This window comes from Thalassotalea euphylliae (genome assembly GCF_003390375.1).
GTDB classification, from domain to species: domain Bacteria; phylum Pseudomonadota; class Gammaproteobacteria; order Enterobacterales; family Alteromonadaceae; genus Thalassotalea_F; species Thalassotalea_F euphylliae_A.
Map to the genome: position 1 here is coordinate 3,038,654 of NZ_QUOT01000001.1, position 19,398 is coordinate 3,058,051.

A 19,398-nucleotide genomic window follows, 5' to 3' on the forward strand; every position below is an offset into this window, starting at 1 on the left:
AACGCGGCTTTTTAGTAGCATAAATAATTAGCTTAATTTTACATTTTAAAAGCTTCGATATTTTCAGCGCCTTTATCTTCCGAGAATAAAGCGCTGATTGCGCTTCGGATAAAATCAAAGACTGAATAGCCAAGAATTATCCCTCCTGCAACTAATATGAGAGGTAAAGCCCAGTTCTGCTCAAAGAGCCCCTCGGTTAATGAGTACAATACACTCAGCATATAAAATAAGAACGCGAGTTTTAGCGTGCGCTGCGGTGGTTTAATTTCTTCTACCCATTGGCTTTCGTGACCTTTGAAAATAAGTTTTTCATCATGATCCCCCAATCGCTTATCGAAGAAAAATTGACTGTGTTTTTCGATAATTCGCTTATTGTTGGTCAGCGTAATTTGATATTCACCACTGCTCCACGATGAAATAGTGCGATGCAATTTCAGCGTTTCGTTATTAGTGTTAATGGTTACTGAGTTAACGGACTTAAACCACTGTGTTGGCTTTGCAATAAGCTCCTCGTTTAAATAAACTTTTTCACGGCCCATAAAATCAACGGTATAACGAATTTGGTGTTCTTGATAGGTAAAATCAAAGCTTAACATTAGGCTTCCTTTTCCACATGATTGGGTGAGCTAGAGTCTTCTTCAAAAGCAAGAATATCCCCCGGTTGACAGTTTAAGTGCTGACATATGGCTTCTAGCGTACTAAAGCGGATTGCCTTGGCACGCCCTGCTTTTAGCACGCTCAAATTTTGCGGGGTAATGCCAATCGCCGCCGCTAGGTCATTTAGTTTCATTTTCCGCTGTGCAAGCACTACGTCTAAATTGACAATAACAGGCATAATTAAATGGTTAACTCCTGCTCTTCTTCTAACTCTCGTGAAATTTTGGTTACCGCAGCCGCAAGGTGCAAGCAATAGCCAATAACGGCGACCACAAAATCCGCAGAGCCAAGATAAAGCGTTGTAAAGCTAAAATCTTCGCCTTGATTGGCGAGTACTAAGTATTCTGTTGCGATCATAATGCCAGGCTTGATAATAAGCCCATATGAGATGGCTAGCTTAGCGATGGTTTTAAATACGTTAAGTACGTTAGCGGTAAAAAATTCTCCTTGAATGTATAAGTTGAAGATTTTGTGCACTAACAAGAGGAAAATAAATGAAGTGGGAACGGTGATCATGAGATTAAAGAAAACAGGATCACTAGCAAACTCTGCGACTCCTTTTTTACTGATAATAGCAATGCCGCCAACCAAGCTCATTAGGGTCATAATGCCCATAAAAATAGTAAAGCCCATTATCTTGCCTTGATTTAGCTGGCAAAGCTTTTGAAATGCAATCATAGAAACGTCCTTTTGGAGATAATGTAGACATTAAAATTTCATTTTTCAATAATAAACTATCGAAAAACGATAATTTGTTGTCGTTAATTACACGATTAGAGACATGCTAACGTTTATTTTCTATTGTGAATTAGTTAGCGTAAGGTGCTCGAACTTAGGTTGCTCAATTCATTAAAGGAGTTTTCATTGAGAAAAATAGCAATTTTGTTATCACTTTTACTTCAGGCCGTATCGATAGGTTATGTGATGGCAAAAGAAGTATCGCTAAAGCCTGGGTTGTATGAAGGCATTAGCGAGCATGAATTTGTCTTGCTGCAGTTAAACGAGAACGGCAATCACAAGATCTTCAAAATGAACATTCCAAGTGCTTTTCAGCATGGAAAACAACGGGATTTTAGTGAGCAAAATATACACTGTGACCAACTGCGATGCCTTATCACGTTTGATTCTGAGGGTACGGACTATATTGACTATCTGAGCTTAGCGCCAGAATACGAGGATTCGTCGAACGTTATGGTGTTCGAACAAACTAAAAGCCGAGCGGGAGAGCCTATGGTTTCCCAAGCATATCAACTAAGTTATCAGAAAAATCGTTCAACCATTCGTGAATATTGGAGCAAATATCGAGAAACCCTCGATAAACTGTTAGCGTTGCCTGAGCAGGGCATCTATGGGTTATGGGTCGGCACTATTAGGAAAGACGATAAAGTTGAATTGCTGAGCTTAGCTGTTTATCCGGATCAGCCAAGCACGCTTACCAAATTCTTTTTGGGCATGGGTATCACCAATGAAACCAGCTTTGAACCACAGCAGTTGGTGAAAGAAAATGGTGCCTATCGTATCCAAGCATCGCACCCTAGCTTTGCCAATCAGTTATTGCTGGTGCCAATGTCTGAAAATACATTAAATGGTTATGCCTTTCACACTGCCAAAACCCATTCGTGGATCGATGGGAGCTTTCAACTATACCGAGTCAAAGAAGAAAAGCGTTAGTTTCGTTTTTACGAACACTAACGCTTTGGTGATGATTTAATAATTTGTGGTTATCAAGCAACAAATCGGCATCAAAACAACAAGGTTTGATGATTCATTACTTGCTATATGATTTGTAATATTACTTGCTACGTCACTTGCTAATGGTGACCTGCAAATTATCAATCAACCTGGCTTTACCGCAGTAGGCGGCGGCTAAAATAACAAGCTCGTTATCATCTTCGCTGGCAGGCTGCAGGGTGCGGGCATGAACAATATTGAGGTAATCAACCTGCATGCCGGCGGCATTGATTTTAGCTTCGGCTCGTTTGGCCAGGCCAATAAAGTCGTCGTTATTTTGAATTTGCTCAGCAAGCCACTGCATGTTTTGGTAAAGCGCAGGCGCATTAGCTTTTTCTTCTGCCGTTAGGTAGCCGTTGCGAGAGCTCATCGCAAGCCCACTGTCTTCTCGTTTGGTTGGAACAGGCACAATGTCAATCGGCATGTTCAAGTCTTCAACCATGGTCTGAATCACTTGCACCTGCTGATAGTCTTTTAAGCCAAAGCATGCAATGTCAGGTTGTACTAAGTTAAAGAGTTTACAGACAACGGTGGCTACGCCGCGAAAATGGCCAGGGCGACTTTCGCCGCAGTAACCGTCAGACACTTGCAATACTTCAACATAGCTCTGTTTGTCTAATCCTTTCGGGTAGACAATATCAGGTGTTGGTGTAAAGAGTAGATCTGTGCCTTCTGCCGTTAGTTTCTCTTGATCGGCTTCCATTGTGCGCGGGTAATTATCGATATCTTCCCCCGCACCAAATTGCATTGGATTGACAAAAATACTCGCCACTACTTTGTCGGCGCGTTGCTTGGCCGCTTTAACTAAGGCTAAGTGGCCTTGGTGTAAATTACCCATGGTCGGCACAAAACCAATGGTTAAACCTTGTTTTTGCCACGCTTTTATTTGCGTGCGTAACGACTGAATATCATTAACAACTTGCATTGAAACTCTGTCCTTACCTAGCTAAAAATGTGGTCTTCGCCAGGGAAGTTACCATTTGCTACTTCATCGATATAAAGTTCGATAGCTTGCTTAATATCGCCCGTATCTTTGAGGAAGTTGCGTGAGAACTTTGGCATGTAGCTGCACGAAATACCTAATGCGTCGTGCATTACTAATATTTGGCCATCAGTATGGCGACCGGCGCCAATGCCTATGGTTGGAATACTAACCGCTTCACTAATCGCCTTGCCAAGACTTTCAGGAATGCACTCTAGTACGAGTAGTTGAATGCCTGCGGCTTCCAATGCTTTAGCTTCTTCAATCATCGCTTGTGCTTGTGCTTGTTCACGCCCTTGCACTTTGAAGCCACCAAATACATTCACTGACTGCGGTGTAAGACCTAAGTGACCACATACTGGAATACCGCGCTCTACTAAGCCTTTAATGGTATCAACCAACCAGCTACCGCCTTCCATTTTGACAATTGAAGCGCCCGCTTGCATTAACTTAGTAGCGTTTTCAAAAGCTTGTTCTTTGGTGGCATAGCTCATAAATGACAAGTCGCTAATAATCAGCGTGTTTTCAACGCCAGCTTTAACACAGCGTGTGTGGTAAGCCATATCTTCAACGGTTACAGGCAAGGTGTCGTCGTTACCTTGCAACACCATACCGAGTGAATCACCAATAAGAATAGCGTGAATACCCGCTTGATCGAAAAGCTTAGCAAAGCTGGCATCGTAGGCGGTAATGGTGGAGATCTTCTCACCATTTTGTTTCATTTTTAATAGCTTAGATGTTGTAATTTTAGCCATAATTTTTTCCGAGTAAGTGACGTTACACCTTAGTCAATTAAACCACTAGCATAGCTAACGGTTAACACTAGCTTGCTCAGCTAGTTAAGTTGCAACTTACCATAAATTTTTAACCCGTTAGTTGCAATCGCTTTACTTAATTCACTAACGAGATCACCATCAGGTAACACAAGTTGAGGGGCAATTTCTGCCAAAGGGCGTAGTACAAATTCGCGTTCTTTCATGCCGTAATGCGGAATGATTAAGCGCTCATTATCAATAATTTGTTGGTCGAATAAGATAATATCCAAGTCGAGAATACGCGGACCCCAGCGATCGCCTTTACGCACGCGACCAGCTTGATTTTCTATCGCCTGTAGTGCATCCAGTAATTCAATTGGCGCCAGCTCTGTATCAAGTGCCAGCACAGCGTTCATATAATCTGGCTGATCTTGAGGCCCCATAGGACGACTAAAAAATAGGCTTGAAAGTGCAGCAACACGCGAGCGCTCTATTGTGCTGATCGCATCAACCGCTTGTTGAATTTGCTTTGCGGGCTCGGCAAGGTTACTACCTAAACCAATATACGCGGTTGCCATGCCTATTCAGCCTTGCCAGCACTTGCTTTACGCGGCTTACGGCGTTTTCTTACGGAACGGCGTGCTGGACGGCTGCCAGCAACTGACTTAATCATCATCTGTTGTGATTCTGGTGACGCTTCTTGGAAATCGGTCCACCATTTGGCGAGCTGGGCTGTTTCACCGCCTTCAATTTCACCGCGCAATAGCAAGAAGTCATAACCGGCTCTAAATTTAGGGTGCTCAAACGCTTTGTAAGCGCGCTTGCCCTCACGACGAGCAAGCTTGTCTTGCAGTATCCAAATGTCTTTCATTGGCGCTTGGAAGCGTTTCGGAACAGCAATACTGCGTTGCTGCTCTGACATCACTTCGTGTAGCGCAGCGAAAAATGCGTCTTGCGGTGTTAATTGCGTTGTTTGCCTCAACTGTGTGACTTGGCGAGACAATGGGTACCATAAGAAGGCAGCCAGTAAAAATGCTGGCGTTACTCTTTGGTTGGTATTAATGCGCTGATCTGTGTTGCTCATTGCTAGTTGAATAAAGCGCGACATATGGTCTTCAGCTTGCGCTTATTCAGCTATTAAGCTTTGTTCAACAATTGGGAATAGGTACTTAAACAGTCCGTAGTCTCTTAGCATGTGAAAATTTGCTAATGCTTTGCCTGAGACAAATAACTTTAGGAATTCTTCAAACATACGTGCTGGTGGGATATTAAGCAGTAAATTAGCTAGAGGCTTAATGGGCTGAGCCGTCTCTTCGCCAATTTCCATGTCCAATTTAGTGGCAAAGCGCACGGCACGTAACATACGCACAGGGTCTTCGCGGTAGCGTGTTTCAGGATCGCCAATTAAGCGAATTAAACGTTGTTCAATATCGGCAACACCACCGGCAAAATCGTAAATGTTGAAGTTTTCTACGCTGTAGTACAGGGCATTGATGGTAAAGTCGCGACGCTCGGCATCTTCATCAATCGAGCCGTAAATATTGTCGCGAAGTAGCATACCATCAGCACTTTGCTTGGAGGTTTTCTTACACTCTTTTTGCTTGTCACTCGCGCTGTCGTGGTGACCACGGAAAGTGGCAACTTCGATAATATCGCGGCCAAAAACAATATGAGCTAAGCGAAAGCGTCTACCAATTAAGCGACAATTGCGAAATAACGCTTTAATTTGTTCTGGTGTTGCGTTCGTGGCGATATCAAAATCTTTGGGCTCGATGCCGAGCAACATGTCACGTACACCACCGCCGACAAGGTAGGCGTCATATCCCCCCTTTTTCAGGCGATAAAGTACCTTTAGCGCATTATCGCTAATAAATTTACGTGACACAGTGTGCTGGTCACGAGCAATGACAATAGGAAATGACTGATCAGCCGTACTAGCACTTTTTTGCTTAGCTTTGTCTCGATTCAGTACTTTTTTACACAAATTGATAACGCGTTTAATAATAACAACCTCGGAATACAAAGAACGTCTAAGACGCAAGTCTCAAAACGGCGCAATTTTAACCTAGCCACCAACAAAAGAGAATGAAAACTATCGGCAATTAGAATAAAAGTTCTAATACAATGAATGCTATTCAGGCAATGCGATGCTCGCTTGTTTAGGCACATTCGTTAGTTGCCAGTGTTCGACTGCCCACGCGAGTATTTCTTCAGGTGTACCATCGTTTAGCTGCGCTGGGGGCTGCTGGCCTAAAAACTCTAACGCACTAATGATACTGGCTTGTGGCGCTTTGCGATCAATTGCTGGTGCCTTATTTTGCTTACTTAGCTTATAGCCATCATGTGTAGTGATCAGCGGCACATGCGCATATTGCGGCGCAGCGACACCAAAGGTTTGATAAAGCGTAAGCTGTCGTGCGGTTGGCTCAAGTAAGTCACAGCCGCGCACAATATGGGTGATGCCCTGATTGATGTCGTCACTGACCACTGCCAATTGGTAGGCGTACAAACCGTCTTTGCGCTTGATAATAAAGTCTTCACTAGCAAGTGCTGGGTCACATTGCACCTTACCTTGAATTAAATCTTGGTAGTTGTCTGCTTTAAATTGATTGCGAATGCGAACGGCATGTGCACGATAAGGCAAGTGTAAGTGCTGGCAGCGACCGCTATAAATACCGCCGCTAGCCTTTATTTGTGCACGAGTACAGGCACATGCATAGGTTAGGTTATGCGCTGCAAGTTCACTCAATACTTGTTCATAAAGGGCGGATTGCTGGCTTTGGTAACGTACGTGTTCATCCCAATGCAGGCCATAGTCTACAAGGGTACGTAGTATTTCGTCGGCAGCACCTGCTTGTTCACGCGGTGGATCAATATCTTCAATGCGTACTAGCCACAGGCCGTCGTTGGCCTTAGCGTCTAGATAGCTAGCCAGCGCCGTTAATAAAGAACCAAAATGAAGTAAACCAGAGGGAGAGGGAGCAAAGCGGCCGCGATATTGGGTACTCGGCCGCTGTATTAGCGAAAACGCCATCGATTTTTGGTAGGTCGCTTAGCGTGTTAACCCGCCATTTGGCGTTCTTTGATTTCTGCTAGCGTTTTACATTCAATGCATAAATCGGCAGTAGGGCGCGCTTCTAAGCGGCGAATACCAATTTCAATGCCGCATGAATTACAGAAACCAAAATCGTCTTCTTCGATTAGCTGTAGTGTTTTTTCGATTTTCTTGATCAGTTTACGCTCGCGGTCACGGGTACGTAATTCTAAGCTGAACTCTTCTTCTTGCGCTGCACGGTCAACTGGATCAGGGAAGTTCGCTGCTTCGTCTTGCATGTGAGTTACTGTGCGGTCAACTTCTTCACGCAATTGGTTACGCCAAGCTTCTAAAATCTTTTTAAAATGCTCTAGCTGGTCAGCGTTCATGTACTCTTCACCAGCTTTTTCCTGGTATGGCGCTACGCCAGCTAACGCGAGAATGCCTAATGCTTTTTGTTTGTCTGGCATGCTGAATCTCCTAATGCTACTAGTCCAGTATGGGGAGTAATGTTACTCACTTGCTAAGCCATCTGACTTCAATTGCCAAAATCAGGTCTTTCGACCTAGTCACCATTTTACTATCAAGGCTATATTGTGCTTCGAGCTATGGTTTTCAAGAGAAAGTTACGAATAAATAAGGTAAAGCAATAAATTCAATAAGTTAATCCATTAAGTTACACTTAGTTGCTGTCCATTTCTCAACAAGCAAGCTCTTTTAGCAATATTTACTAGGTTTAGTCAATCTTTTTGTGTACTTGGTTCCCATAGGATGGGATCTGGATCAAGGGGCTGCAAGACATATTCCCAATGGGCATAGCTCGCAGATGTTGATGGCAGCAGTTAACTTTCTATACGCCATTAATGCGAAAGGGCGAAGAGAAAAACAAGTAAATACAAAAGTTAATGAACACCACAGAACAAATGTTACTGTTTATTAAAGAGTGTAACTGTTTGTTTATAAATAGGTAATTGACACAGTTGTTTACATCTTGTCATTATTTTTACATGTCACATCTTCTTTAATAGCTGAGGTTTAATCAATCAGCATTATGGAAAATTACAATAATAAATAGTGATAGTTCAAATATCGATTTTTTAGGTAATGATACGTCAAGCAACACTTGCCCAAGCAATCGGGCTTCAAAGCAGGCAGTGCAGCCTAGTAGTTCTGCTCAATCCGCAACTCAAGTTCAGCGAGAAAACCTCACCCAACCAATATTGGCCGATGGAGATAGGCCATTAAATCAGGCAAATTATTTACTGCACCGCTTTGAGCCAGCCACAGCTTTATTTACTTATATTAAAACCACACAACAGAAGATAAATGCGGCATCCTTTATAGACGGTAGAGAGGACTTCTCTGTTGATAAGACTTGTTATCAAGTTCCAGCGGCGCAAACCGTGTCATCATTCACTGCTACCGAAACACCTTTAGCCAAATTTATTTTTCATATTGGTTTTTGTGGCTCAACATTATTGGCGAAAACTTTGGCATATCATCAGGCGAAAGTGCTGTGTTATAAAGAGCCGCAAGTACTTATCGATTTAGCTGAGCTTAAAGCGACTAACCATCTGCTTTATCGACAAACTGCGCGTTGGCAGCAGTACATCACTTTTACCGTGCAGCAATTAGCCAAGCGCTTTACACCAGAACAGCAGTTAGTGACCAAACCATCAAATTGGGCAAATTCTTTACTGCCTGACCTAGCGGTACTGATACCTGGTAGTCGGGCTGTATTTATGTCTATGCCTAAGCAAGCATACTTAGTGGCGATATTTCGCGGTGGTAAAGAGAGAATCGCTTTTATTTACCGTTTACGTGCTCATTTGTTAAAGGTGTTGCCGGACTATCAACCTCTGGCCGTCAAGATCGATAACTGTGGCCAAGATATATTGTGGCAAGTGGCAAAATCTTGTTTACTGGTATATCGCTTGCAACATTTACTGTTTTCGCGAGCGCAACAGTTATTACCAAGCGAACAGTGGCAAACACTGGATTATCAGGAGTTTTTGAATACGCCACACGAAACCTTGTTGCAAGTAAATAACACACTGCAACTGGGATTAACGATCAATGAGCTAGAGTTAGCACAAGCTGCAAGTTTTCAACGTCATGCAAAAGCACCAGCAGAAAGCTATCAAAGTCATGAAAAAACGACCATTGATGAGCAAGTTTATGCGTATTATCAGGATGCGATAGAGGTGAGTTTAACTTGGGATGATAACTTAAATCATGAGTTGACTAATGCTTGCCAGCAAATTGCTTGATTGCGCAAATTTTTAGTTTGTATTAGCTAGTGCGTAACGCCAGTGCTTGATTTAGTGCCATACCGTCAGGTGAAATTTCGGCTTTATAGACTAGAACTTCAACGCCAGCAGCAATGGCTTCATTGAGAAGTTGAGCATAAGTTGGGTCAATATGGGCTGCTGCGGCGAAACTGGTGATACCGGAATGTAATACCGCAAAAAGTAGTACAGCTCGTTGTCCTTGCGCGGCAATATGCATCAGTTCGCGTAAATGCTTTTGTCCACGTGTAGTTACCGCGTCAGGAAAATAGCCATGTCCTTGCTTCGATGATTCTGTATAAGCTTGGGCATCTAATAGGGTGACACTTTTTACTTCAACGTAGGCATCAGCTTGTTGCCCTTGTGACAGCAGAATATCAATTTTGCTGTTTTCTTCACCGTACTTTACTTCTCTTTGAAGCGTTTGGTAGCCCGCTAGCTCTGAAATTAACCCAGCGTTAATGGCTTGCTCTGCCAATTGATTAGCGCGGGCGGTATTAACACAAATAAAATCGCCTGCTTGCTGAGTTTCGGTTAGTTCCCAACTAAAGGGATACTTGCGTTTTGGGTTGTCAGAGGTACTGTACCAAACATTGTCACCTGGCTCTGCACAGCCTGTCATGGCTCCTGTGTTGGCAACGTGAAGTGTGGTTTCGCTGCCATCGGCCAAGGTAACATCGGCAAGAAAGCGCTTGTAGCGTTTGATAAGCGTGGCTTTTTTTAATGACAACTGCATGGTACGGCTCAGTTTTTATTCGGCTGGTTTAATTCTGATATGATTTCAGCTTTGATTGTATGTTGTTTGTCGTTCAATAGAAAGATTCCAACAACCGCTCTAGAGTAGTGAGCTGGCATACAACGACATTGCCGTTAATCACTATAAACAAGCCGCTAGTCAACCTATCCTGTTGCTAAATCAGGGCGACTGCTATTTTTTACTAGCCTCAAACAAGAATAATAAGGTTGTAAAAATGATGGTGCTAACCAAAACAAGTTTGTCAGAGCAAGCTTCATTACAAAGGTTATTAGGCGCAATAACTGTGCTGATAGTAACCTTGCTGTTGAGCAGCTGCGGCGGCTCGCAAGTGCGCCCCTGTGAGCGCAATATTGATGATTGCCTAGTCGAGATACCGCCACCTGTCGAGGTGTGGTGGGATGCCCCCCTTCCTGACTTTAGCGAAAATCCCGATCGTCCTGTTATTTCATTACTTGGTGAACGCACTCAAGTTTTTTCAGTTGGCGAATTTTATCTTGAAGAAGGTGCACTGGCAGCAGATGAGCAAGATGGTGACATTTCTGAGCAAATCATCATTACTGGTGATGTTGATACCAGTCGTGTTGGTGATTATCTAGTGCGTTATGCTGTCACTGACAGTGATGGACAAGCGGCAATTGAGCAGGCACGCGTTATTCGTGTAATTGACAACAACGCTCAGCACTTAACACGCAGACCACTTGGCACAACGGCTGCAAATTTCGGTTATTTTGAACATTTACCGACAAACTATGGTGAACAAGTTCAGCAAAAGCCGCCGCTATTAATTTATCTGCATGGCAGTGGTGGCAATTTGGAATTTACGACAGATACAGATCCTGTTACGTCACTTGATGCTGTTTTGGAAAACTATGGTGTGCCTCGACTTATTGATGATCGAGAATGGAACAATGACTTACCATTCGTTGTTGTGGCACCGCATTTGGGCACCATTCCAGGCGTAGGCTTTAAAGATCGCCTTGATGCTTTTGTCGATTATGCGATCCACACCTACGATATTGACGTTAATCGCGTGTATTTAACGGGTTGGAGTAGCGGTGGTTATTTAAGTTCAGCTTACGCTGTCGATTTTCCTGAAAAAATTGCCGCTATTGCGCCTATTGCATCTGGCTTAGCCACCGAGATTGAAGACTTACCCGATGACTTCTGTAATATTGAACAGGTTCCTGTGTGGCTGTTCCACGGCACGGGTGATCAAATCACGCCGTTTGTTCGCTCTATTCGTGCTTACAATGCGATTGTCGATTTATGTCAGCCTAGGGTTATTCCCAAGCTATCGCTAATTCTTCAGGCGAGACATCATATTCATCATGCGGTTTACGATTTGTCAGCGCTTGTCGGGGGGAGCCAAGAAGCGACTTATGATCCGCGCTATGAACCTTATGACGAAGACATTTTCCAGTGGCTACTCAGTCATAGCTTGCTTGATAGGTAGTGTTTAGCTAATGGTTGGACGCCCTTGTGTTTTTTTCACCCCACGGCGAAGGAAAATAAGATATAATCTTGGCTAAAATTATTGGTCAGGAAAGTTGATGTTACAGCATTTTTATAGTGAAGAAGCCGTCAGGTATAACAGCATGGAAATTGCTGTTATTCTGCAAAAATTTCGAGAGCTTCTACATTATAATCAAACGCTTAATCAGCACCTGATCAACAATACTTATTGGCTAAAAATTACCGAGCAAGGGTTAGTCGATTTATTTCCCTTCATTGAAAAAGGCAAATTACTTCGTACTCTGTACCGGATGAAAGAGCTTGGCTTAATTCTGCAAAAGCAAGATCAAAGTAATACCTATTGGTTTACGGTAAACGACATTCCCGTTGAAACGCCAGCGCCAGCCAATCACTCGGTGAGCCCGCAAGCACAGGCGTTTGTCAATGGTCAGCAAGTAGAGCCTGCGAGCAAACGATTATGGTCAGATGTGAACCAAGAATTTATTGCCGAGTCGGTAGCTAAGTTAGTGGCCAAGCACGGATACGATCAAAACCACTTCTTTGAGATATGGCATACGTTTGCCTCATCAATGGATGCTAACGGTGAACAGCCTCCGGCACGCATGGATCTGATTCAAAAGCGTTTTATTGCGTACGCTAACAAAGTACAAATGAACTTAGCACATGGTAATAGGCGTTATCAGCAAACTTATAATCAAACAGCCGAGAAGCGCGAGCAAGCAGTTGAGGCATGGCTTGGGTACATTGACAAGATGCCACCGGAATTTGTTTACAAGGTTGACTCTAATGGCCTGCAAGCTTCTTTAGATTTTGTTTGGAATTGCTTTATTCGCAAGTCTTATGAAAAGCAAATTCCACTTAAAAACAGCTATCAGTTAGAAAATGGTTTTTCAGTGTTTGTAAATACATGGCGCCAAAACGAAGTCAAAGATCAGCAAAAACAAAACTACAAACCTCGCAGTGGTTATCAGAAAGTTGATCATAACGATACTTCTTGGGCCGACGATATTGATTTGGAAGGGTTATAGTCAATGAATAAGCGCACTATACAAAACAAACAAAATACGCAACAAACGTTAAGACCAAACTACCCGTCGCAAGGCAGTTCGCTACAAAACTATTCGCTACAGACTAAGTCGCCACAAAATATGTCTTCGGCGATGTCTGATTTTAGGCAGCAATACCAACAGCAAGGCAATGCTAATCATAACTTAGCTCAGCGAGGTAGTGCCGATGTACCTGCCGATTTACAGATCAAAATCAACAAGGTGGTTGAAGCGATTGACGGTATGTACCAGTTTTCTGGCTTGAGAGATACCGAGAAAACTAATCGCTATAAAGCTGAGCTTACCAAAGGTTTGTACAGCATTCGTGATCGTATTGATGAGTCGAATTTAAGAAATGCGCTTAACTTTTTCCGCACGCAAGGGGGAAAGTTTCCACCAAGTGTACCTGAGTTTATTCAAGCAGTGCTTGGTCAGCACGAAGAACAAACTAAGCCCCCTGAGTTAGTTTGGTTTGATGCGTCAAAAGCCTTACCTAAACATAGCGCTGAACAAATGGCAGAATTTGCGAAACAAGGTATTGCTAGTGCTCGTGCAGCACTAAAAAAACAACCTAAACGCTAGTGTGTGTTTACCAAAGTCTTTGCGGATAAGGCAGTAAATAAAAACCTCATGAGGTATAAGACCTAATCAGCAAACGGACAAAATGGGAGGTATAGAGTGATAGCTAACATCATTGGTACTTTATTTTCTCCCCTCTGCTTTTTCTTAGTTTTACTGTTTTTAACCACGTTACCCAGCCACGCGCAACCAACAAGTATGCGTGTTTGTATTGACGATCAACTTTATATCCCCTATTTCGACAAAGACAATAGCATGCGCTCCGATGGTAAAGTGATTGAGCTTGTTCGCAGGAGTGCCGCGAACAATAGTTTAGTGATTGAAATCCAACGTAAAAGCTGGGCACGTTGTTTAGCGAAGCTTATCGATAATCGCGTAGATGCCGCTATGGCTGTTATTTACAACGCTGAACGCGCTGACTTGATGGTGTTTCCCAAAGGAGCAGAGCAAGATAAACCAGCCTTGTATTTGATGCGCCTTCGTTATCCATTTTTTGTCAAAAAAGATCAGCCTTTTCGTTTAAGTGAATATCAACGGCAAGCAGGGCATGGCATTAGTGCGCCCCGAGAGTATATCGCCTATCAGATGTTGGCCGACATGAAGCTGTTATCGGCTTATGATTACAGCTTGGACAATGGCTTAAAAATGGTTGCCGCAGGGCGGCTTGATGCCTATGTGGTGGAACAGGCATCAGGGCAGCATGCACTTGCTAGGCTTAGCTTAGAGCAGCAGGTGGAAGCGGCTGGCGAAGCCTTAATTGATAAATATGTACATATCCCTGTAAGTAAGCAGTTTTATCAAGCGCATCAAGTACAAGTTGATGGCTTTTGGCAAGACTTGGCTGCAGCCAGAACTGCTGTACTAGCTGAACACTAGTTTTTGTTTTGGGTAGGCTTTTTAAGTAATTAGTAGATACCTCAGTTAGCATTGAGGAAGTGTTTTTATCTCTTAACACTAAGTTATCGTATGCTAATCAATAATTAACGCCCAATTCGCCATTACTTTTCATTTTCAGAATATATACCCACGCTACTGCAAGATGCTTGAATTCAGCGCTGTCACAGGGGCTCAATATCAAGGCGCAGCTTGCAGGAATGGCACTCCCTTTCAATAAGCTGTAACACAGAGATTGAGTTCCTGTGAAGCGCCCAACGGGTTGGTTTAAAAGCAATTTATGCTGCGTTATTGACTTTGCTTTCCATGCAAAAAAGGGGAACAACCATTCTCTGCAATCAATGCCTTGCCTAAACCGCTTTTAATTCCAACTGAAACAAGCACTTTGTAGTAGCTTGGGTATAATATTGTTATAACAATGACATTTTTGAGGTTAGCAATGACGACCACAACTTCTATTTTTCTATCCAATGAAACCCATTCAACAGGCTGGCAAAGCAACAACCTAGTTCAAATAATTGATGAGCAAGTTCATATCTACGTTGAGCCAGATAGTTTATATCCACTGCGAGACTTACAACGAGCAGGCCGTAAAGTTGATGGTTTAGGTGTTAAACATATTAACTTTGTGGGCGACAACTGGTCGGCCGAACAACAGTGGGCGGTTGCGCTTGGTTTTACCAGTGTTGGTAAGCTTACCAGTGTTGATTTTTGTGGTGATCAACAAGCAGAGCTTACGAAAAAGCTCGCGGTTTATGCATGGGCGAGAGACTTAACCAATCAAACACCTGCAGAGCTATACCCAGCCTCAATTGCAGAAAAAACGATTAATTACCTATCAGAGCTCGCGGGTGACAAAATCACGACTGTAGTGACATCGGGCGAAGCATTAGTTGAACAGGGTTGGCTCGGCATATACAACGTTGGTAAAGCGAGTATCAATCCGCCGTGCTTATTAGAAGTGGATTACAACCCAAGCGGAGATGCAAACGCTCCTGTTGCTGCTTGTCTAGTCGGTAAAGGGATCACTTTTGATAGCGGTGGCTATTCAATTAAATCGAACGCGGGCATGTTCGACATGAAATGCGATATGGGCGGTGCAGCTGTTGTTGCGGGCGCATTAGCAATAGCGATTGAAAGTGGCTTAGAAAAACGAGTAAAACTATTTTTGTGCTGCGCAGAAAACATGATCAGTGGTCATGCTTATAAACTTGGCGATGTGATTCGCTATAAAAACGGCGTAACCATGGAAGTTGCTAATACAGATGCCGAAGGGCGAATTGTGCTAGCAGATGGCCTGTTAGCGGCGGGCGAGACCGGTGCGCCACTTATCATTGATGCCGCAACACTAACGGGAGCTGCGGTTAGTGCAACCGGTGGCGATTACACCGCGTTATTTGCCTTAGATCAGCAAGCGGCAGATCAAGCAATAGCAGCGGCGAAACAAGTGAATGAGCCAATTTGGCAATTGCCACTTGAGCAATGGCATCAAAGTAAATGCCCGTCAGCATTTGCCGATACCGCCAATAGTCGTCCTATCCCTGGCGGTGGCCCAGGCGGTGCAAGTAATGCAGCAGGCTTTTTAAGTCGCTTTGTGCCAAATCAGGGTAAAGGCTGGTTGCACTTTGATATTGCAGCGGCATATAACGGTAAGGCGAATGAATGCTGGGCGGTTGGTGCAACCGGTATTTCCATTGAAACCATCGCGACGCTGATACGTTAGCATTTTGATTAAGGCCCAATCGATTTAGGCCCAATCGCAGCCGAAATATATGAGCCTTTGAAAGCCATTTGTAGGCTAGACATCATTGTGATGTCTAGCCTATTTTTTTGAACTAACTACAATTTTCTAAGAGATGGTAGTGAGGTAGCAATGATGAGTTAGACGACTTGCGTTTGCTCTTTCAAGTAGTCTTGTAGCCAAGCTTCGGCACTGTCTCTGTCGCTAAAAACAAAGAATGGTAGTTGGCAACTATTGTAGATACGGCGTAGCTGCATTTGTTGAATATCGGCATGTGCGGTATTGAGCAGTACTGTCGCGTTGGCCACCATATTGTTTTTAACACGAAACTTAGTGATGTCGATAATGTGCTGTTCAACTTCTGGCGTAAAAACACCACTGCCTTCATAACAGATTAACGATGCCCAAGGTTGGTGCTTCATTTCCAAGGTCAAATCGAGCATGTCTTGATGATACTGCTCAATACTATCTTCATCGAAGATGCGTTTGGCATCGACCAACAAAATATTATCTTTTTTGGTGATGTCATAATGAGAATGGAGCTGCCTATTCATCATGCCGAATCCATTTTTTGCCGGAACATATAAGTAACAGGCTTTACTCGCTTTGCCAAGTAAGCAGATTTTTTTCAAGTTACAAGTTTTTATATTTCTTAAAAATCAAATGGTTAACTGGTTGGTGCAGTTGATTTTCTAATAGGCTCTCAACATGAAGAGCTCAAGTTAAGCTAAAGCGTTCTATGGCTTGGTAGCAAACACCGTTTGGAGTGGAATCTGAGCGATACAAGCTAAAACTGGTTATGTTTAGTGTGAGGGGAGACGAAAGTGTTAAGCCTATCTCGCAGGGTAAAAAGCTTACTTTTCGGCTCAGCGTAATATGTGGTGTAAAAGCTCGTTCAACGAGTTTTACATCGTTATTTTCTGCCGTTTTAGTTAATGCTTGTTCAAGATATTGCAGCCATTGTGGTGTATGGGCAAGGCCAACATAAAGCACCTTAGCATTGGGAAAAACTGCCAGATGATCCGCAATGAGCTGGAATGATGGCTGTGTTTCATTTGCAACGATATTGGCTATATGTCTTGCCGCTTTATTTATTGCTGAGAGCTGTGCCTGTGATGCTTGACCGATAAAAGTAAGCGTTAAATGCAGGTTTTCAGGTTTGGTTAGACGAGGTACTTTGTATTGTTTGGCTGATGCTGTTACTGATTTTGCCAAAGTTGGCATGAGGCTGTGTTGAATTGCCACTAACGCTTGGCGATCAGCTGAGCAAAGGTCGAGTGCATAAAAATAACGAGCCACAGGAGAGCTTATACCTTAAAGGTACCACCAAGTTTATAATCCATTCACTTGATGTTAGCCGACTTTGTGGCTCGAAAGTATTTATAGACAGAAAGTAATCGTAACTTACTCAGCAGGTATTACTGTTCGGTAATCTCCCATACACTGACGGAACCAGAAATTTCATGACCAACAATAAGCTTTGCCGGCGCACTATCGGTTGCTGGGATAAATGCCATCCCCTCTGGCGCAAGATCACCAGTAATATCGGCACCTTCTACGACACCTCGATTGTTAAAGTAATCAACAAAAGTCACATTAAATGGGTTGGTAACATCGTAAATCATAACGCCGCCCATGCGTTCTAAGCCGATAAATGCAAAGGTACGCTCACCCACTTTACCAACGGCTAATGCTTCCGGCTCAGGGCCTTTTGCATCAGAGCGCGTGTCACCTTCGTTTTCATCTTCTTCATTGTTAAAGGCTGAACCATAAATAGCGGCAGTAATGCGCTCCATGTCGTCACCCGAGTCGAATACTAAATTACCTTGTGCATCCCAAATTGAAAATGAACGAGCGCCATAGGTAAATAACTGCTCAAAGTCACCATCATTGTCGGTATCTCCGCGCTCGATACTGACTTTTAAACGTCCTAAATCGTTATCATCATTATTGATGTCAGCAAATGCGTTGGCATCCAAGCTTAAGTCTTCAGCGCGTGATTCATCGGTATAGCTTAAACAGCCATCATCCTCGTCGTAATCTAGGCCACCTGCGGCACTGCAAGCAGCTTCGTCGGCAACATCAAAGAAGTATTCACGGCCATCACCTTCATTAGCGGTAACGACAAATGTTGCGCCGTTCCACTCGAAAGTGGCAATAGTGTCTGGTTGGTACATGCCGTATAGATTGTTGTACTGTTTAAAGTTGACGCCGCCATCTTTGTCAGAGGCATCAAGCGATAACTGGCTCCAGTCTTTAAATCCTAGGCCGGTAATACCGCTAATTTCCATGGCGTCTAAATCGACAAGGACAAGGCCATTGTTTTCTTGCAAGCTAACAAAGGCGGTTTTCGAATCACTGCTCACGGCAACGTATTCTGGCTCTAAATCCATTGCCACTGTGGTGTTAATCAGTTGACCATTGATGGTGCGGCCGCTTGGGTTAGGGAACATCATCCCTTGGCTTTCCAGCATGGCTTGCTGGCTATTAAAACCTGTAAATGTTAGTGAGACTGAAGTGTCGCTAACCACGCCATCAGCAATATTGATGATTGAAATTGAACCTTCAGGATCTGTGGTGTAATCGCCACTTGGTTCACCTTCATTGGCGACAACGACTTTGCTGCCATCGGGGGTAAAAGTCACCATATCAGGTAATACACCGACTTCGACATTTTTAATAAAGTTGTGTGCAGCGCCGCTAATATCGTAAAACGCAATGTAACCATTTTTGTCTACTTCGTCTGCTGCCATGGCAACAGCGAGCAGGTTTAATGATTGTGAAATGCTGATGCTGTTGGCATCACCTGGGGTATTTTCTGATAACGACAATGTCGTGACGATGGTTAAATTGGTATTGTTGATAACACCTTCGGCATCAGCTGTTAATGCAGCTGGATCAGCATCATTTAAATCGAGGAGTTCAACAGTTGCGGTATCGCTAGAGCTATTAATGGCGTAAATCATGCCGCTTGCCTGATGATATTGAACGATTTCAGCAGCTCCCTCTGGTGATTCAGCGTTAAGGACACCACGAGCGACTAGCTTTGTGCTTATGCGTGTTGGCGCATCTATGCCATTTGTACCATCTTGACCTGAAGGGCCTTGTGGACCGTTTGCGCCTGTTGCACCATCGTCACCGTCACAGCCAGTTAGTGCTAATAATAGTGCTGCGCTAAGTAGCGAAGCTTTTAGATTAAGTTTCTGTTTATTATGCATTATCAGATTTCCGTATTGTTTTGTAGGTATTGTTTTTGCAATTAAAAGGAGCTGCTTAAATTTCAAGCCAATACGCTAGAGTGCCAATCTGACAAATTTGTGACCATGCGGTGACATTGTCGTGACTATGCTGTTACGGTCGCATGACTAGGCTATTACCGAGCTATGACAAAGCTATGAATGAGCTGTGACACTGGTATTAGTAAGCGATGAGTGAACGACGAAAGTGTGGTGAGCAATCCG

19 protein-coding genes and 1 pseudogene are annotated in these 19,398 nt (G+C 43.5%); 7 read left to right on the forward strand and 13 right to left on the reverse strand.

Annotated elements, in window-relative coordinates:
- Positions 1-38 precede the first annotated feature (38 nt).
- The 3 genes from DXX94_RS13445 to DXX94_RS13455 are packed head-to-tail and all read right to left on the reverse strand — an operon-like array spanning position 39 to position 1,335.
- A complete protein-coding gene (locus DXX94_RS13445) occupies positions 39-596 on the reverse strand; it encodes a hypothetical protein (protein ID WP_116016634.1) in 558 nt (185 codons plus the stop codon).
- The gene (locus DXX94_RS13450) at positions 596-835 is read right to left on the reverse strand and encodes a helix-turn-helix domain-containing protein (RefSeq protein WP_116016636.1); all 240 of its coding nucleotides are present in this window, start codon (positions 833-835) and stop codon (positions 596-598) included. The genes DXX94_RS13445 and DXX94_RS13450 overlap by 1 nt, the downstream gene beginning before the upstream one ends.
- Positions 836-837: 2 nt before the next feature.
- Complete coding sequence (locus DXX94_RS13455) at positions 838-1,335, reverse strand: DUF2975 domain-containing protein (RefSeq protein ID WP_116016638.1); 498 nt, start codon at positions 1,333-1,335, stop codon at positions 838-840.
- 186 nt (positions 1,336-1,521) lie between these two features.
- Here DXX94_RS13455 and DXX94_RS13460 point away from each other — a divergent pair, with 186 nt between their 5' ends.
- Positions 1,522-2,328 (forward strand): hypothetical protein, encoded by an 807-nt coding sequence (locus DXX94_RS13460; protein WP_147302291.1) that lies wholly within the window; start codon positions 1,522-1,524, stop codon positions 2,326-2,328.
- A 133-nt stretch (positions 2,329-2,461) separates the two neighbouring features.
- On the opposite strand, the gene panC is transcribed toward DXX94_RS13460, so the two are convergent.
- From panC to dksA, 6 genes and pseudogenes are all read right to left on the reverse strand, one after another.
- Positions 2,462-3,313, reverse strand: coding sequence for a pantoate--beta-alanine ligase (panC, locus tag DXX94_RS13465; protein ID WP_116016642.1), 852 nt, complete (start codon positions 3,311-3,313; stop codon positions 2,462-2,464).
- Between the two features lie 17 nt (positions 3,314-3,330).
- Positions 3,331-4,125, reverse strand: a complete 795-nt coding sequence (panB, locus tag DXX94_RS13470) for a 3-methyl-2-oxobutanoate hydroxymethyltransferase (RefSeq protein WP_116016644.1) — start codon at positions 4,123-4,125, stop codon at positions 3,331-3,333.
- Positions 4,126-4,205: 80 nt separating this feature from the next.
- Complete coding sequence (gene folK, locus DXX94_RS13475) at positions 4,206-4,703, reverse strand: 2-amino-4-hydroxy-6-hydroxymethyldihydropteridine diphosphokinase (protein ID WP_116016646.1); 498 nt, start codon at positions 4,701-4,703, stop codon at positions 4,206-4,208.
- A 2-nt stretch (positions 4,704-4,705) separates the two neighbouring features.
- A pseudogene (pcnB, locus tag DXX94_RS13480) lies at positions 4,706-6,031 on the reverse strand (polynucleotide adenylyltransferase PcnB).
- A gap of 225 nt (positions 6,032-6,256) precedes the next feature.
- The gene (gluQRS, locus tag DXX94_RS13485) at positions 6,257-7,159 is read right to left on the reverse strand and encodes a tRNA glutamyl-Q(34) synthetase GluQRS (protein WP_116016648.1); all 903 of its coding nucleotides are present in this window, start codon (positions 7,157-7,159) and stop codon (positions 6,257-6,259) included.
- A 26-nt stretch (positions 7,160-7,185) separates the two neighbouring features.
- Positions 7,186-7,629 (reverse strand): RNA polymerase-binding protein DksA, encoded by a 444-nt coding sequence (gene dksA, locus DXX94_RS13490; RefSeq protein ID WP_116001843.1) that lies wholly within the window; start codon positions 7,627-7,629, stop codon positions 7,186-7,188.
- Between the two features lie 684 nt (positions 7,630-8,313).
- Here dksA and DXX94_RS13495 point away from each other — a divergent pair.
- Positions 8,314-9,429 carry a hypothetical protein gene (locus DXX94_RS13495; protein WP_116016650.1) on the forward strand — a complete coding sequence of 372 codons (1,116 nt, stop codon included), beginning with the start codon at positions 8,314-8,316 and terminating at the stop codon, positions 9,427-9,429.
- 22 nt (positions 9,430-9,451) lie between these two features.
- Here the strand turns inward: DXX94_RS13495 and sfsA are convergent, their stop codons facing one another.
- Positions 9,452-10,183 (reverse strand): DNA/RNA nuclease SfsA, encoded by a 732-nt coding sequence (sfsA, locus tag DXX94_RS13500; protein WP_116016652.1) that lies wholly within the window; start codon positions 10,181-10,183, stop codon positions 9,452-9,454.
- Between the two features lie 235 nt (positions 10,184-10,418).
- Between sfsA and DXX94_RS13505 the strand changes: the two genes are divergently transcribed.
- The 5 genes from DXX94_RS13505 to pepB all read left to right on the forward strand — a co-directional run bounded on the left by DXX94_RS13505 (position 10,419) and on the right by pepB (position 15,919).
- On the forward strand, positions 10,419-11,657 hold the full coding sequence (locus DXX94_RS13505; RefSeq protein ID WP_116016654.1) for an immunoglobulin-like domain-containing protein: 1,239 nt from the start codon (positions 10,419-10,421) through the stop codon (positions 11,655-11,657).
- A gap of 97 nt (positions 11,658-11,754) precedes the next feature.
- On the forward strand, positions 11,755-12,705 hold the full coding sequence (locus DXX94_RS13510; RefSeq protein ID WP_116016656.1) for a hypothetical protein: 951 nt from the start codon (positions 11,755-11,757) through the stop codon (positions 12,703-12,705).
- A gap of 3 nt (positions 12,706-12,708) precedes the next feature.
- The gene (locus DXX94_RS13515) at positions 12,709-13,305 is read left to right on the forward strand and encodes a hypothetical protein (RefSeq protein ID WP_116016658.1); all 597 of its coding nucleotides are present in this window, start codon (positions 12,709-12,711) and stop codon (positions 13,303-13,305) included.
- 96 nt (positions 13,306-13,401) lie between these two features.
- The gene (locus DXX94_RS13520; RefSeq protein ID WP_147302292.1) at positions 13,402-14,178 is read left to right on the forward strand and encodes a substrate-binding periplasmic protein; all 777 of its coding nucleotides are present in this window, start codon (positions 13,402-13,404) and stop codon (positions 14,176-14,178) included.
- A 457-nt stretch (positions 14,179-14,635) separates the two neighbouring features.
- Positions 14,636-15,919: an aminopeptidase PepB gene (gene pepB / locus DXX94_RS13525; RefSeq protein ID WP_116016662.1), complete on the forward strand. Its 1,284-nt coding sequence runs from the start codon at positions 14,636-14,638 to the stop codon at positions 15,917-15,919.
- 158 nt (positions 15,920-16,077) lie between these two features.
- Here pepB and DXX94_RS13530 read toward each other — a convergent pair whose 3' ends face one another.
- The 3 genes from DXX94_RS13530 to DXX94_RS13540 form a co-directional block, all read right to left on the reverse strand.
- Complete coding sequence (locus tag DXX94_RS13530; RefSeq protein ID WP_245961515.1) at positions 16,078-16,494, reverse strand: hypothetical protein; 417 nt, start codon at positions 16,492-16,494, stop codon at positions 16,078-16,080.
- A gap of 160 nt (positions 16,495-16,654) precedes the next feature.
- Complete coding sequence (gene thpR / locus DXX94_RS13535; RefSeq protein ID WP_116016664.1) at positions 16,655-17,236, reverse strand: RNA 2',3'-cyclic phosphodiesterase; 582 nt, start codon at positions 17,234-17,236, stop codon at positions 16,655-16,657.
- Positions 17,237-17,355: 119 nt separating this feature from the next.
- Positions 17,356-19,155: a choice-of-anchor I family protein gene (locus tag DXX94_RS13540; protein ID WP_116016666.1), complete on the reverse strand. Its 1,800-nt coding sequence runs from the start codon at positions 19,153-19,155 to the stop codon at positions 17,356-17,358.
- Positions 19,156-19,398: the final 243 nt, after the last annotated feature.

What these genes read in the sequence shown, in the direction of transcription:
- folK (WP_116016646.1), bottom strand. Translation starts at nt 4,703, where the DNA reads ATGGCAACCGCGTATATTGGTTTAGGTAGTAACCTTGCCGAGCCCGCA.
- DXX94_RS13510 (WP_116016656.1), top strand. Translation starts at nt 11,755, where the DNA reads ATGTTACAGCATTTTTATAGTGAAGAAGCCGTCAGGTATAACAGCATG.
- DXX94_RS13540 (WP_116016666.1), bottom strand. Translation starts at nt 19,155, where the DNA reads ATGCATAATAAACAGAAACTTAATCTAAAAGCTTCGCTACTTAGCGCA.
- pepB (WP_116016662.1), top strand. Translation starts at nt 14,636, where the DNA reads ATGACGACCACAACTTCTATTTTTCTATCCAATGAAACCCATTCAACA.
- DXX94_RS13445 (WP_116016634.1), bottom strand. Translation starts at nt 596, where the DNA reads ATGTTAAGCTTTGATTTTACCTATCAAGAACACCAAATTCGTTATACC.
- DXX94_RS13455 (WP_116016638.1), bottom strand. Translation starts at nt 1,335, where the DNA reads ATGATTGCATTTCAAAAGCTTTGCCAGCTAAATCAAGGCAAGATAATG.
- dksA (WP_116001843.1), bottom strand. Translation starts at nt 7,629, where the DNA reads ATGCCAGACAAACAAAAAGCATTAGGCATTCTCGCGTTAGCTGGCGTA.
- DXX94_RS13530 (WP_245961515.1), bottom strand. Translation starts at nt 16,494, where the DNA reads ATGATGAATAGGCAGCTCCATTCTCATTATGACATCACCAAAAAAGAT.
- gluQRS (WP_116016648.1), bottom strand. Translation starts at nt 7,159, where the DNA reads ATGGCGTTTTCGCTAATACAGCGGCCGAGTACCCAATATCGCGGCCGC.
- DXX94_RS13515 (WP_116016658.1), top strand. Translation starts at nt 12,709, where the DNA reads ATGAATAAGCGCACTATACAAAACAAACAAAATACGCAACAAACGTTA.
- panC (WP_116016642.1), bottom strand. Translation starts at nt 3,313, where the DNA reads ATGCAAGTTGTTAATGATATTCAGTCGTTACGCACGCAAATAAAAGCG.
- DXX94_RS13505 (WP_116016654.1), top strand. Translation starts at nt 10,419, where the DNA reads ATGATGGTGCTAACCAAAACAAGTTTGTCAGAGCAAGCTTCATTACAA.
- DXX94_RS13450 (WP_116016636.1), bottom strand. Translation starts at nt 835, where the DNA reads ATGCCTGTTATTGTCAATTTAGACGTAGTGCTTGCACAGCGGAAAATG.
- sfsA (WP_116016652.1), bottom strand. Translation starts at nt 10,183, where the DNA reads ATGCAGTTGTCATTAAAAAAAGCCACGCTTATCAAACGCTACAAGCGC.
- panB (WP_116016644.1), bottom strand. Translation starts at nt 4,125, where the DNA reads ATGGCTAAAATTACAACATCTAAGCTATTAAAAATGAAACAAAATGGT.